Source organism: Amycolatopsis sp. NPDC024027 (genome assembly GCF_040638975.1).
GTDB lineage: Bacteria > Actinomycetota > Actinomycetes > Mycobacteriales > Pseudonocardiaceae > Amycolatopsis.
Genome location: NZ_JBEZYY010000024.1, coordinates 47,153 through 60,623, shown reverse-complemented (window position 1 = coordinate 60,623; position 13,471 = coordinate 47,153). Strand labels below are relative to the sequence as shown.

Annotated in this window: 12 protein-coding genes; 9 read left to right on the top strand and 3 right to left on the bottom strand. The window is 72.5% G+C overall.

Annotated elements, in window-relative coordinates; translation table 11 throughout:
• Window positions 1-14: 14 nt before the first annotated feature.
• From AB0F52_RS41400 to AB0F52_RS41360, 9 genes are all read left to right on the top strand, one after another.
• Window positions 15-1,598, top strand: a complete 1,584-nt coding sequence (locus tag AB0F52_RS41400) for an ABC transporter substrate-binding protein (protein WP_360183114.1) — start codon at window positions 15-17, stop codon at window positions 1,596-1,598.
• A 52-nt stretch (window positions 1,599-1,650) separates the two neighbouring features.
• The gene (locus tag AB0F52_RS41395) at window positions 1,651-2,262 is read left to right on the top strand and encodes a TetR/AcrR family transcriptional regulator (protein WP_360183112.1); all 612 of its coding nucleotides are present in this window, start codon (window positions 1,651-1,653) and stop codon (window positions 2,260-2,262) included.
• 5 nt (window positions 2,263-2,267) lie between these two features.
• Entirely contained in the window at window positions 2,268-2,840 is a 573-nt protein-coding gene (locus tag AB0F52_RS41390; RefSeq protein WP_360183110.1) for a hypothetical protein, read from the top strand.
• A gap of 69 nt (window positions 2,841-2,909) precedes the next feature.
• Complete coding sequence (locus AB0F52_RS41385; protein ID WP_360183108.1) at window positions 2,910-3,812, top strand: ATP-binding cassette domain-containing protein; 903 nt, start codon at window positions 2,910-2,912, stop codon at window positions 3,810-3,812.
• The gene (locus tag AB0F52_RS41380; protein ID WP_360183106.1) at window positions 3,809-4,573 is read left to right on the top strand and encodes an ABC transporter permease; all 765 of its coding nucleotides are present in this window, start codon (window positions 3,809-3,811) and stop codon (window positions 4,571-4,573) included. The genes AB0F52_RS41385 and AB0F52_RS41380 overlap by 4 nt, the downstream gene beginning before the upstream one ends.
• Window positions 4,573-5,703, top strand: coding sequence for a streptophobe family protein (locus AB0F52_RS41375; protein WP_360183104.1), 1,131 nt, complete (start codon window positions 4,573-4,575; stop codon window positions 5,701-5,703). The genes AB0F52_RS41380 and AB0F52_RS41375 overlap by 1 nt, the downstream gene beginning before the upstream one ends.
• Window positions 5,700-6,392, top strand: coding sequence for a response regulator transcription factor (locus tag AB0F52_RS41370; protein WP_360183281.1), 693 nt, complete (start codon window positions 5,700-5,702; stop codon window positions 6,390-6,392). Before AB0F52_RS41375 ends, AB0F52_RS41370 begins: the two co-directional genes overlap by 4 nt.
• A complete protein-coding gene (locus tag AB0F52_RS41365; protein ID WP_360183102.1) occupies window positions 6,389-7,843 on the top strand; it encodes a HAMP domain-containing sensor histidine kinase in 1,455 nt (484 codons plus the stop codon). The genes AB0F52_RS41370 and AB0F52_RS41365 overlap by 4 nt, the downstream gene beginning before the upstream one ends.
• A gap of 85 nt (window positions 7,844-7,928) precedes the next feature.
• Entirely contained in the window at window positions 7,929-8,693 is a 765-nt protein-coding gene (locus AB0F52_RS41360) for a ribonuclease activity regulator RraA (RefSeq protein WP_360183100.1), read from the top strand.
• Between the two features lie 35 nt (window positions 8,694-8,728).
• Here AB0F52_RS41360 and AB0F52_RS41355 read toward each other — a convergent pair whose 3' ends face one another.
• Genes AB0F52_RS41355 through AB0F52_RS41345 form a run of 3 tightly spaced genes read right to left on the bottom strand, consistent with a single transcriptional unit; the run spans window position 8,729 to window position 13,430 of the window.
• Window positions 8,729-9,997, bottom strand: a complete 1,269-nt coding sequence (locus AB0F52_RS41355) for a mandelate racemase/muconate lactonizing enzyme family protein (protein ID WP_360183098.1) — start codon at window positions 9,995-9,997, stop codon at window positions 8,729-8,731.
• Window positions 9,994-12,009 (bottom strand): ABC transporter permease subunit, encoded by a 2,016-nt coding sequence (locus AB0F52_RS41350; protein WP_360183096.1) that lies wholly within the window; start codon window positions 12,007-12,009, stop codon window positions 9,994-9,996. The genes AB0F52_RS41355 and AB0F52_RS41350 overlap by 4 nt, the downstream gene beginning before the upstream one ends.
• On the bottom strand, window positions 12,006-13,430 hold the full coding sequence (locus AB0F52_RS41345; protein WP_360183094.1) for an extracellular solute-binding protein: 1,425 nt from the start codon (window positions 13,428-13,430) through the stop codon (window positions 12,006-12,008). The genes AB0F52_RS41350 and AB0F52_RS41345 overlap by 4 nt, the downstream gene beginning before the upstream one ends.
• Window positions 13,431-13,471 lie beyond the last annotated feature (41 nt).

Genomic DNA, 13,471 nt, shown 5'->3' with positions numbered 1-13,471 from the left:
CGAAAGGACCCGCCGTGGCCCCGCGCTTCCGCTGGTTGTTCTTCCCCGATCCGAACCGGGATTTCCCGCACCGGTGGACGGACTGGTGGCGGCTTTCCGCCGTGCTCGCCGTCGTCCTCCTGCTGGCGGGCGGCCTGGTCTTCCACCGCCCGCTGCAGCGGGCGGTCACCTGCGGCTGGTTCGACGGGTCCGCCTGGTCGGCGGCCGACGAGTGCGTGGGGCTCAGCGACGGCTCGTACGACTTCGGCCTCGACCGCTTCTCCGCCGTGCTGCACGTGGTCGAGCAGCAGAACGCCGCCGCCGCGGACAAGTGCGATCCCCAGGGCACCCCGGTGACGGTCGGCGTGCTGCTGACGCTGACCGACCGCAATGCCGGCGGGCGCGCCCTGCACGAGCTCGAAGGGATGGCCGCCGGGCAGCGCCACGCCAACGACACCGGCTGCCTGCACCCGATGCGGCTGCTGGTCGCGAACATCGGCGCCTACGGGCCGGCCGGCGAGGCCGTCGAAGTGGCCCGGGAGCTCGCGGACGACCCGGCCGTCGTGGCGGTCGCGGGGCTCGGGCTGAGCCAGCAGCGCTCGGCCGAGGTGGCGGACCTGCTGGCGGCGGCGAAGGTCCCGATGGTGTCGGACCTGATCACCGCCGAGGGCTTCGACCAGACCGGGTCCCGCGACGACCAGCCGGACTTCAGCGCGTGCGACCCGGCCATCACCTACCCGCGCGGCGTCGGGAAGGACTACTTCTACCGCGTCGCCTACCGGAACGCCGTGCAGATCGAGCGGCTCGCCGCGGCCCTGCCCGGCCGTCCGGACTTCCTCATGGTGCCCACCGGCGGCTCCGACCCGTACCCGTGCACGGCGCTGCCGCTGATGCAGCGCCGGTTCGGCGGCAAGATCACCGAAGTCAAGTTCGACGCCGACGAAGCCAGCACGGTCCCGCTGACCGCGCAACGGGTCTGCGGCACGGCGAAGGACGTCGAAGTGCTCTACATCGCACGCGGCGGCGATCTGGCCCGGTTCCTCTTCAGCCTCGACGAAGCCCTGGTCGGCGGCCGGTGCGCGGCCGGGTCGGTCACCGTGGTCAGCACGTCCGACGGCCTCCGGGTCCGCTCGCCGGAGGACAACGCGATGCTGGAGGACCTCCGCCTGCGGGCGCTGCGGTCACCCAGCTTCGCCGACGGCCGGATCCGCCTGGTGTCCACCCTGGTCTCCGGCGCCGACCGCTTCCGCGGCGACAACCCGGGCTTCCGCGACCTCGAAACGGCGTTCGCCGGCGCCGGCTTCGACGCCACCCACCTCGACGACGGCTGGGCGGTCAACGGCTACGACTCGGTGACCACGATCTCGGCGGCCCTGCGGACGCTCCCGTCGGCGAAGCCGGTCCAGCGCAGCCAGGTCAACACGGCGATCAGCGGGTTTTCCTCGAGCGGCCAGGCGGTGGCGGGCGCGGGCGGGCCGATCACGTTCGACAACAGCGGGAACCGCGCGGACGCGGGTCCCCCGGTGGTCCGCGTCTGCCCGCTGCCCGCCCCGAACGGCGACCAGCCGGCGCGGACTCCGAGCGTGGTCGTCCGCCCGGACACGCCGCCGATCTGTTGACTGTTGGCCGAGTGGACAATAGCGTGGGGCCCACTCGGCCGACAGGAGTTCGATGACCCGGCGACGACGCACGCCCGAGCAGGCGCGGGAGGAGATCCTGACCGCCGCGGCCGACCTCATCGCCCGGCACGGCCCCGATGGCGTCGGGCTGCGCCGCGTCGCCGGCGCGGCCGGCGTGACGCACGGGCTGGTGACCCATTACTTCGGCACCTACCGGGCGCTGGTGCAGGCGGTGCTGCGCCGCGAGAACGAGCGGCAGCGCGAACGCGTCCGGGACCGGATGCGGGCCGACAACGGGGTGCCGTACGCGGAGGGCATGACGAAGGTCCTCTTCGACACGCTCACGGACGCGCGGTACGTCCGGCTGTGGACGTGGTCCCAGCTCCACGCCGACGACCTCGGCACCTCCTCGTCGGGGAACCTGGCCGAGCTGGTCGACGCCATCGAGCACGGCATCCGCGACGTGCTGCCGGAACCGCGGCGCCCGGACCGGGCCCGGATCGAGGCCGTCGTCCTGTTGGCCCTGTCCGGCGCCTACGGTTACGCGCTCGGCCGGCGTTCCTGGCTCGCGGGCCTCGGCCACGACCCGGACGATCCGGACCACGACGAGTCGTTTCGCGCCGCCTTGTCGTCCGCTGTGGCGGCCCATCTCACCGGAAGGTGATGCCCGTGATGCTCGTTCACCAGTACCCCGGAGCCACCGGCGACGACGGCGCCGGATCGGTGCCGATGCTCATCGGCACGGCCGTGGTGGTGCTGCTCGTCCTGGCCGGGATCCGCGGCCGGGAACTGCGGCCGCGGAAGCTGTTCCTCCTCCCGGGCATCGTGGTGCTGATCGGGCTCGCCGCGGTACTCCCCCCGCTGGCTGGCGGCCGTCCCCTCCACGGCATCGACGCCGTGCTCGCGAGCGCCGACCTGGCCTTGTCGATCGGGCTCGGCGCCGTCCGCGGCCGCACCGTGCGGATCGACCTCGTGGCCGGCGTGTCCCGGTACCGCTACGGGCCGGCGACCGTGCTGCTGTGGGGACTGTCGATCGCCCTCCGCTTCGCCTTGGGCGCCTATGGTGCGCGCCACGGCGCATCGCCGCTGGTGACCGAAGCCGCCGTGCTCCTGATGCTCGGCCTCACCCTCCTCACCCAGAACATCATCGTGTTCGCCCGGGCCGCGGCGCGCGCACGACGCGGCCTGCCCGGCGATCCGGTTGCGATTTCCGGGGCGATCCCCGGCCCGAGCCACCCCTGACGGCCGGATTCTCAGAGTTCTCCCAGCACCTCCCAGGATCCGGCCAGGCGAGGCCACCACGCTCGGGGCATGACGATCGAAATCCGGGGCCTGACCAAGCGGTACGGGCCCGAAACCGTGGTGGACGACCTGTCGTTCACCGTCCACCCCGGGCAGGTGACCGGGTTCCTCGGGCCCAACGGCGCCGGCAAGTCCACGACCATGAAGATGATCGTGGGCCTGGCCGCGCCGACGCGGGGCTCGGTCACCATCGGCGGGCGGCGCTACCGGGACCTGCCCGTACCGCTCACCGAGGTGGGCGCGCTGCTCGACGCCGGTGCCGTCCACGGTGGCCGGAAGGCCCACGACCACCTGCTGGCCCTCGCGGTGAGCAACGGCCTCCCCCGCCGCCGGGTCGGTGAGGTGCTCGGCCGGACCGGGCTGGACGGGGTGGCCGGCAAGCGGGCGGGCGGGTTCTCGCTCGGGATGCGGCAGCGGCTCGGTCTCGCCGCCGCGTTGCTCGGCGACCCGCGGGTGCTGATCTTCGACGAGCCGGTGAACGGCCTCGACCCCGAAGGGATCCGCTGGATCCGGGACTTCATGCGTTCGCTCGCCCGCGAGGGCCGGGCGGTGCTGGTGTCCAGCCACCTGATGAGCGAGATGGCGCAGACCGCCGATCACCTCGTCGTCATCGGCCGGGGACGGCTCGTCGCCGACACCACCGTGAGCGAGCTCGTGCGTGGCGAAGGCACCGTGCTCGTCCGCACCTCCGAGCCGGGCTTCGCGCGGCTGCTGGCCACCGCCGGGGCCGCCGTGCGGGAAGGGACCGAGGCGTCGCTCGTCGTGTCCGGCATGACGAGCGCGGAAATCGGGAAGGTCGCGGCCTACCACGGCGTCGCACTCGCCGAGCTCACGCCGCAGCGCGTTTCGCTGGAGGACGCCTTCATGGAGCTGACCAAGGACCGCACCGACTACCAGGGGGCCGTCGCATGAGCGTGTCCTTCGCCCACTCCGTCCGCGCCGAGTGGATCAAAGTACGCAGCCTGCGTTCCACCTGGTACACCCTCGCGTGCCTGTTCGCGGTCGGGCTCGGCATCACCGCCCTCGCCATGAACGCCGCCGCGCGGCAGTACCCCGGCGACGACCCCTGGGACCCGACCGGCCGCAGCCTGACGTCGTACATCGTCGCGCAGCTGATCGTCGGGGTGCTCGGCATCCTCGTCGTCACCTCCGAGCACGCGACCGGCCTGATCCGGACGTCCCTGACCGCGACGCCCCGGCGGCACCGGCTGCTGGCGGCCAAGGTGGTCGTGGCGGTCGCGGTCGCCGTGGTGGCGGGCCAGGTGCTGATGTTCACCGCCTTCTTCCTCGGCCAGGCCGTCCTCGCCGCCCATGGCGTGCCGCACGCGCGGATCGGCGATCCCGGCGTGCTCTCCGCCGTGGCCGGCGGCGGGCTCTACCTCGCGGCGATCGCGCTGCTCGCGGTCGGGCTGGGCACGATCATGCGGGCGACGGCGGGCGCGCTCGCCACCCTGGTCGGGATCGTCTTCCTGGTCCCCGGCTTCGCGGGGCTCTTTCCGGCGTGGCTGCACGGCCTGCTCTTCTACTGGCCGACGCTCGGCGCGGCCGCGGTCTTCAAGACGGTCCCCGATCCCGATTTCCCGCACCCGTGGCTGAACCTGGCCGGGATGTGCGCCGGGGTCGCCGCCGTGCTGGCCGTGGCGTTCGTGGTCTTCCAGCGCCGGGACGTGTGATGCGGGAGGCGGGCCGGGGCCTGCTGGCGGCGGCCGCCGCATTGCTCGCCATGGCGGGTGTCGCCGCGGCCGGGCTGGCCCTCCTGGGCGCCGGCCGCTTCGGGGGGCTCGGCGCGCTGACGGCGGCGGCCGTCGCGCTCGCCGTGGGCGGCTCGACCGAGGCCGGCGCGACCCCGGCCGGTGGGCTCCCGATCGCCGTGCGGGGCGGCCTCGAGGTGCTGCCGCTGGGGGTTTCCCTGGCGGGCGCGGTGGTGCTGGGGTCGCTGCTGCTGTGGCGCCGCGAAGCCGGGGTGCTCGTCCGCGGTGCCGTGGCGGCGGTGGCCCTGCCGGTGGGACTCGCCGTGATCGCGCTCCTGGCCCGGGGAACTCTGACGATGCCCGACGGCGTCACGGCGGGTGGTGCGGGTGGCTGCGGGCGAGCCGCCGGTCCCGCGCGCCTGCCCCTTTCCGGCCGGTTCGACGCCGGATTCTCCGTGGCCGTCGGTCCGGCGGTGGTGGGTGCGGCGGCCGGGGCGCTGGTGGTCGTCGCAGTCTGCTGGCTCGTCACGCGATTCCCCGCCGTGGCAACGGGGTTGCGGGCCGCGCGGTGGCCGGCGGCCGGACTCGCCGTGCTGGGCCTGACCGTGGCCTGGGCGTTCGGCGGCGCCGCGGCGGCCGGCGGTGTCCTGCTCGCTCTCCCCCAGCTGGTGTGCGGAGCCGTGCTGCTGGGGCTCGGCGTGCCGTGGACGATCAGTTCCTCGGGCGTCTTCTCGTGCGCGCTGCCCGCCGCGCCGGTCTCGACGGGCGGCCCGCTGCTCGGGCTGTCGGCCGTGGTGTTGCTGGGCTGGGGCCTCGCCTTGGCGGCCGGGCGCCGCCGGCCCGGCGGGCCGCTGCGCCGGGCGGCGGCCTTCGCCGGGTGGTTCGCTCCGGCGACCGGTGCCGTGCTCGCCGTCGTGACGCTGCTGTCGCGGATTTCCGTCGACGTCACCGTCGGCGCGTTCGGCTTGTCGCTGCCGGTCTTCGCCGCACGGCTGACGGCGAACCCGCTGCTCGCCGTGGTGGCCGGGCTCGCGGGCGGCGCGGTGGCCGGCTTCGCGGGCTCCCTGCTCGCCGACGGGATCTCCGTATCCTCGCGGGTATGGAAGCGATGACGTCCCGGCTGCTGGTGGTGGACGACGAGCCCACCGTCCGCGAGCTGCTTTCCGCCGCGCTGCGGTTCGCCGGCTTCCGGGTGACGTCGGCGGCCACCGCGCGGGAAGCCGTCGCCGCGGCCACCGCGGAGCCGCCCGACCTGGTGCTGCTGGACGTCATGCTGCCGGACATGGACGGCTTCGAGGTGGTCCGGCGGCTGCGCGAGCGGCACCCCGGCCACGGCGCGCCGGTGCCCGTCCTGTTCCTGACCGCGCGGGACCGCCAGTCCGACAAGGTCACCGGTCTGTCCCTCGGCGCCGACGACTACGTGACGAAGCCCTTCGACCTGGCGGAGCTGATCGCGCGGATCCGCGCGATCCTCCGCCGGACCGCGGGCCACCCGGCGGCCGTGCTCACGGTGGGCCCGCTCGCGCTCGACGCCGAGGGACACCAGGTGACGCGCGCGGGGCAGGCGATCCGCTTGTCCGCCACGGAGTTCCGGTTGCTGCACTACCTGATGGAGAACGCCGGAAGGGTGGTGTCGAAGGCGCAGATCCTCGACCGGGTGTGGCGCGACGACTTCGGCGGGGACGCCGGCATCGTCGACACCTACATCTCCTACCTCCGGCGCAAGGTCGACACCGCGGAGCCGAAGCTCGTCCACACCGTGCACGGCGTGGGTTACGTGCTGCGGGAGCCCCGCCGGTGAGGCGGCTTTCCCTGCGGGCCCGGCTGCTGCTGCTCACCGCGGGCCTGCTGCTCGCCGGCCTGACCCTGATCGGCGCGCTGGTTTCCGAGCAGCTGGAGCGCTTCCAGCTCGACCGCCTCGACGGCCAGCTGCGGTCGATGACCGAGCTCATCTCCCTGGCGGCGGGGCCGCCCCCGGCCGCGAGCCCGGCCGTGCGGCCCGATCTGGTCGATCCCGCGCTCGCGCTGTTCGGCACCCCGTACGTCGTGTACCTCGACGCGAGCGGCGCGGTGGCGGGCGGCCTGCACTCGTCGCGGGTGGAGGGGGCGGCACTGCCGCCGATCGACGCGTTGCGCACGGTCCCGGCCGACGGGACGGCCGTCGACCTGGACGCCATCGACGGGTCGCAGCGCTGGCGGGCCGTCGCGCGACCCGCCGCCCGCTGGGGCGGGACGGTCGTTTCGGCCGCGCCGCTCGCCGAAGCCGACGCCACGATCGCCCAGCTGCGGACGAGCAGCCTGGTCACCGGCGCCGCGCTGCTCGTCGTGCTGACCGCGGCCGGCTGGCTCGCCCTCGGCCGGGGCCTGCGGCCGCTGCGCCGGATCGAGCACACGGCCGCGGCGATCGCCGGCGGCGACCTCACCCGGCGCGTCCCGGACCTCGCGTCGCCCGGCACGGAGATCGGGCACCTCGCGGGGTCGCTCAACACGATGCTCGGCCAGCTCGAACGGGCCTTCGCCGACCGGGCCGCGTCCGAGGCGCGGATGCGCACCTTCGTCTCGGACGTCAGCCACGAACTGCGCACCCCGCTGTTCGGCATCAAGGGGTCCACGGAGCTCTACCGGATGGGCGCACTGCCCGGACCGTCCGATGTGGACGAAACGATGCGCCGCATCGACCGCGAAGCCACCCGGCTCACCGCGCTGACCGAGGACCTGCTGCTGCTCGCCCAGCTCGACGAGGCACCCGAAGAGCAGCTCGACCGGGCTCCGATGGACCTGCGCACCCTCGCCGGCGACGCCCGGCACGACCTGCGGGCCCTCGACCCGGCCCGCGCCGTTTCCCTGACCGGCCCGGGCGGTGCCGGCCCGCCCGGCCCGGCCCCGGTCGACGCCGACGAAGCGCGGCTGCGGCAGGTCGTCACCAACCTCGTGGGCAACGCCGCCGCCCACACGCCACCGGGCACGCGCGTGCGCATCGGGGTCGGGACTGCGGACGGCCGCGCGGTGCTCGAGGTGGCCGACGAGGGTCCGGGGATGACGGCCGAGCAGGCGAGCCGCGTCTTCAACCGCTTCTACCGGGCCGACCGCTCCCGGACGCGCACGCCCGGCGCCGACGCCGGCCTGGGCCTCGCCATCGCCCGTTCCCTCGCCCGCGCCCACGGCGGCGACGTCGAACTCGAGACCACGCTCGGGGAAGGCGCCTGCTTCCGGCTCACGCTGCCGTTGCCGGAGAACGGGTTCGCGCCCTGAAGCGCAGCCGGACCGGACGTTGTACCGGCGTTCGCGGGTTCGCCGGACTAGGCTGGGGAAGGAACTCTCCGAGGAGTTTCCGCCCATGTGGACCAAGGGAGCTACCGACGTGGTCGAGACGCCCGACATCGTTCGCCCGCCCGCCGAGCTCAGTGCGGCCCTCGCGGCCATCGGCAGCGCGACGGCCAGCGGCGAGCTGAGCCGCATGGGCATCCGCAGCGCCTTCATCCGTGGCCCGGTTTCGGTGACCCCCGGCGTGCGCGTGGCCGGCCCGGCGCTGACGCTGCAGTTCCTGCCGAAGCGGGAAGACCGTTACCCCGTCGACGAATACGAAGAACCGGAGAAGCAGCTGCACCGGCACGTCATGTACCACGCCCGGCCCGGTGACATGATCGTCGTCGACGCGCGCGGGGACATGGAAAGCGGCGTGTTCGGCGAGATGATGCTGACCTACTTCAAGGGCCGCGGCGGCCTCGGCGTGGTCGTCGACGGCTGCCTGCGGGACACCGGCGAGGCCAAGCAGCTCGGCCTCGGGCTGTGGATTCGCGGCGCCACGCCGAACTTCCACGCCCAGACCGGCATCGTCCCGGCCGCCGTCAACGTGCCGGTGGCGTGCGGCGGCACGCTCGTCGAGCCGGGCGACATCGTCGTCGCCGACGACGACGGGGCGGTCGTGGTGCCGGTCAAGCTCGCCCCCGCTTTGGTGGCCCACGCCCAGGAGCACGCGGAGTGGGAGGAGTTTTCCCGGCTCCGGCTGGCCGAGGGCGGCGACCTGCGGCGGTACTACCCGCTGTCGGACGAGGCCCGGCCCGAGTACGAACGGTGGCGGGCCGAACAGGGCCGGGCCTGACAGCGCTTTCGGGCGGCCTGGTCACGGCAGACCACTCAGCTCCACAGCCGGTCGTGGCTCGATTCGGAGTCCCAGTGCGTCGTCTCGGCGAAGAACACCGGGTCGCGCGGGTCGAGGTGGCGGCGCAGCAGGTCCTCGTCCAGATCGCCGAACCCCAGCCCCGGCGTGTCCGGCACCGTGATGTGGCCGTCGCGGATCAGCGGGCGGGGCAGGCCGGTGACGAGGTCGCTCCAGAAGTCCACCTCGGCCGCGTGGTGTTCGAGGGCGAGGAAGTTCTCCGTGGCGGCCGCCAGGTGCACGCACGCCATCGTCGCGATCGGCGACGCCGCCAGGTGCAGCGCCATCGCGATCCCGCGCTCCTGCGCGTAGTCGCCGAGCCGCTTGGTCTCCGCGATCCCGCCCGCCGTCGCCGGGTCGGGGTGCACGATGCGGATGGCGCCCGCGTCCAGCAGCGGCCGGAAACCCTCTAGGAGGTAGATGTCCTCCCCCGTGCACGTCGGGACGGCGACGGCCTCGGTGAGTTGCCGCCACTGGCCGGTCAGCTGCCACGGGATCAGGTCCTCGATCCACGCCAGGGTGAACGGTTCCAGCGCGCGGCCGATCCGGATGGCCGAGTCGAGGGCGATGTGGCCGAAGTGGTCGGCGGCGAGCGCGACGTCGTAGCCGACCACCGACCGCACGATGTCCACATAGGATACCAAGTGCTCGACGCCGCGAGCGGTGACCTGGATGCCGGTGAACGGGTGCATCGTCGTGACATCCTCGCGGGCACCCGGCGGCGCGATCAGCGCCCCCGGCACGTCCCACAGCAGGTCGATGCCCACGTCCATCTTCAGCATCGTGAACCCGCGCTGCTTGCGCTCCAGCAGCCGGGCGCCCATCGCGTGCGGGTCCGGCAGCGACGGCGTGTCCGCGTAGCAGCGGACCTCGTCCCGGAACCGGCCCCCGATCAGCGCGTACGCGGGCACACCGTAGGCCTTGCCCGCCAGGTCCATCAGCGCCATCTCGACGCCCGAGACGCCGCCGCCCTGGCGGCCGTGGAACCCGAACTGCTTGATCTTGCGGAAGATCTTGTCGACGTTGCAGGGGTTCTCCCCGACGAGCCTGCTCTTGAGGATGAGCGCGTAGGTGGCGCTGGCCTGGTCGCGCACCTCCCCGTACCCGACCAGGCCCTGGTTGGTGTCGATCCGGACGATCGACGAGCGGAACGGCACGCCGGCCACGGTGGCCACCCGCAGGTCGGTGATGCGCAGGTCGCTCGGCCGGGACGCCGTCGCGACGTGCTCCTCCGTGATCGCGCTCATCCCTTCACGGCCCCCGCGGTGAGGCCCTCGGTCAGGAACCGCTGCCCGAATCCGTACATGAGCACGACCGGGATGCTGACCAGCAGCGACGCCGCGGCCAGCTGTCCCTGCGGCACGACGTCGTTGAAGATCATCGACTGCATGCCGACGGGCAGCGTCTTGTTTTCGTCCTTGGTGATGAACACGAAGGCGAACAGGAACTCGTTCCACGCGTTGGTGAGCGTGAACAGCGCGACCGCGAGCAGGCCCGGCTTGGCCAGCGGCAGCACGATCCGGCGGAACGCCCCGAACCGCGTGCAGCCGTCGACCAGTGCCGCCTCCTCGAGGTCGGCCGGGATCGACTTGAAGTAGCCGACGAGCAGCCACGTCGCGAACGGCAGGGTGAACGTCGGGTAGGCGAGCACGAGCGACCACAGCGAGTCGTTGAGCCCGATCCCGCTCATCAGCTGGTACAGCGGGATGAACAGCAGCGCGCCCGGCATCACGTAGGTGAGCAGGATCGTCACCGTGAAGCTCTCCGAACCCCGGAATTTCAGCCGTGCCAGCGCGTAGCCGGCCAGCGCCGCGCAGATCAGGGCGATCACGGTGGACGCCACCGACACCAGGATCGTGTTGACGTACCAGGTGCCGAACGCGCCCGTGAACAGGTTGGTGAACTGTGCGGTGCTCCACGGGGTCGGCCAGAGGTCGTCGGTGCGCGCGACGATCTGGTCGTCGGACTTGAACGCCGTGATCGTCATCCAGTAGATCGGGGCGAGCACGAACCCCAGCAGGCCCACCAGCGCCACCCCCGAGCCGCCGCCACCGACCAGGCGGGCGGCCAGCCGCTTGCTCCGGGCGGCGAGCGCGGAGACGAGCCGGCCGACGGCCGCTGCGAGCACCACGAACACGCCCAGCACGAGCACGGCCTTCCAGACGATCTGCGGCGACGCCCAGACCAGCACGAGCACCGAGCCCGCGACGATCACCCACGGCAACGCCCGGCGCTGACCGTCAGTCAGCCGCCGTCGCCCCAGATCGGCCGCGCCCGGCTGGTCGCTGCGGCGCATCATCCGCACGAGGATCACCACGAGCACGGCGATGATCGGCAGCATCACCAGCGTGACCGCGGCGCCCGCGCCCAGCTGCAGCTGCTGGATGGCCTTCGAGTAGGCCACCATCACGTACGGGGCGGTGGCGTCGCCCGGGCCACCTTGCGTCATCAGCCAGATCAGGTCGAAGTTGTTGAACGTCCAGATCGACGACAGCAGCACCGTCACGATCATGACCGGACGCAGCCCGGGCAGCGTGATGTGCAGGAAGCGCTGCCACGGCGAGGCGCCGTCCACCATCGCCGCCTCGTGGAGGTTGGCGTCGATGGCCTTGAGCCCCGCGAGGAACGTCACCGTGAAGAACGGGATGCCCTTCCAGACGTTGACCAGGATGACCGCCGGCATCGCGAGCGCGGGGTCGGACAGCCACTCCGCGGGCCACTTGTCGACAAGCCCGATCGCCGCGAGGGCCGGCCCGATCCCGGAGTCGGTGAGCAGGACGTTGACGCTGCCGAAGATCGGGTCGAGCAGGGACCGCCAGGTGAAGGCCGTGACGACCGTCGGGATCACCCACGGCAGCAGGATCACCCCGGCGATGATCGCCCGGCCGCGGCGCATCTGGTGCAGCATCAACGCCGCGATGAGACCGAAGGTCACCTTGAAGATCTCGGCGTAGGCGGTGAAGACGAACGAGTTGAGCACGCCCTTGTGGAACAAGGCGTCGTCGATGAGGGCGGTGTAGTTGTCCAGCCCGGCGAAGACCGTCTCCGCACCGTGGCGCTCCGTTACGCTGGTGAGGACCGAGCTGACGATCGGGACCAGGATCAGGCCGGCCACCAGCACCAGCGTCGGCCCGATGAACACGGCGGCGAGGCGCCAGTCTCGCCCGAGCCGCCGCTGCGTCGGCGTGAGCGAGGACGACCCGCCCGGCGCCGGGCGGGCCGGCGCCGAGGGTGTCCTTTTCGGACGCAGGATGGTCACTGCCGGTAGCCCTGCTGCTCGAAGATCTGGACGATCCGGCCGTGGGTCGCGGCGACGGCGTCGGCCGGCCGGGTGCCCTGGATGACCGACTGCATCATGTCGGTCAGCAGGTAGGCGGCGGTCGCGGCCTGCTCGCCGGGGCTCGGGGTCTGGGGGAACGCGTAGCCGGTCTTGGTGGTCACCGGGAGCTGCGCGCGGGTCTGCTCCCGCAGCGCGGGGAAGGCCGGATCACCGCTCGTGTAGTACGGGTCGGAGTCCCACACCTTGTCCCACGAGGGGTTGACCAGGCACGGCGCTTCCTTCGCGACCCCGAGCAGCGCGCTCCCGCCGACCATGAACTTCGCCACCAGCTTGGCGAGGGCGGGGTTCTTCGCCCCCTTGAACACGACGAACGAGTTGGACTCGCCGTACGCCAGCGGCCGGTCGAGCGCCGGCCCGGTGGCGCCGTTGAACACGTGCGTGTTGGCGTACACCGGGTTCTTCTTGGTCTTCGAGTCGGCGTAGACGCTGAACTGGTTGAGCGTGAGCCCGAGGATCTGGGCCAGCCAGTTCTCGTTGTTGCTCGAGTCGGTCCAGCTCCCGATCCCGGGTGGCAGCATCGGCTTGTACTTCGGGTTCGTGTAGATGTCGCCGATGAACGTGACGGCGGCGACGGTCTCCGGCGAGTTGAACACCACCTTCGTGCCGGTGTTGTCCGCGATCGCCCCGCCGTAGGTGTTGATGACGTTCGCGATGAAGCCGTTGGCGTCGCCGGAGCGGTTCACCGTGAGCCCCCAGCCGAAGCGCCGCTTCGCCGGGTCGGAGACCGCCAACGCGTTGTCGCGCAGCTCTTCCCACGTGTAGTGCGGCTTGAGCGGGAGCCCCTTTTCCTGGTACCAGTCCTTGCGCAGGTACATCCCGGACGCGATGAAGTGGTACGGGATCGCGAACCAGCGGCCGTCGAACACGCAGTAGTCGTTCGCCTCCGTCGCGGGTTCGCCGTAAAGCGCTTTCATCTCGGTGACCACGTCGGTGACGTCGGTGAGGGCGCCGAGGTTGTGGAGCTGGCCGACGAACCGCCGGTCGCTCACGAAAGCCAGATCGCGGGCGGTGCCCGCCTTCACGTCGGCGTCCATCTTCGCGACCATGTCGCCGGCGTCGCCGGAGACCAGGTCGTTGCGGATCGTGGTGCCGGTGGCGGAGGCGAACACCTGCAGCGACTTGTCCAGCGCCTTGTTGGCGGCCTCCGCGTACAGCTTCTGCGAGAGCATCCCCACCGACCCGCCGCGGAGCGCGGCTGCCTGGTCGAGCAGCGCCTTCGGCACCTGGACGTCGACCTGCGGCGCGGGGGCGGGACCGCTCCCGCAGCCGGCGAGACCGAGCACGCCCAGCGCGCTCAGCCCGAGGAACGAGCGTCTCGACCAGTCCGTGTTCTCTTCCATGACAACTCCTCATACCGACGGGGCGACGGTGCAACCGGCGG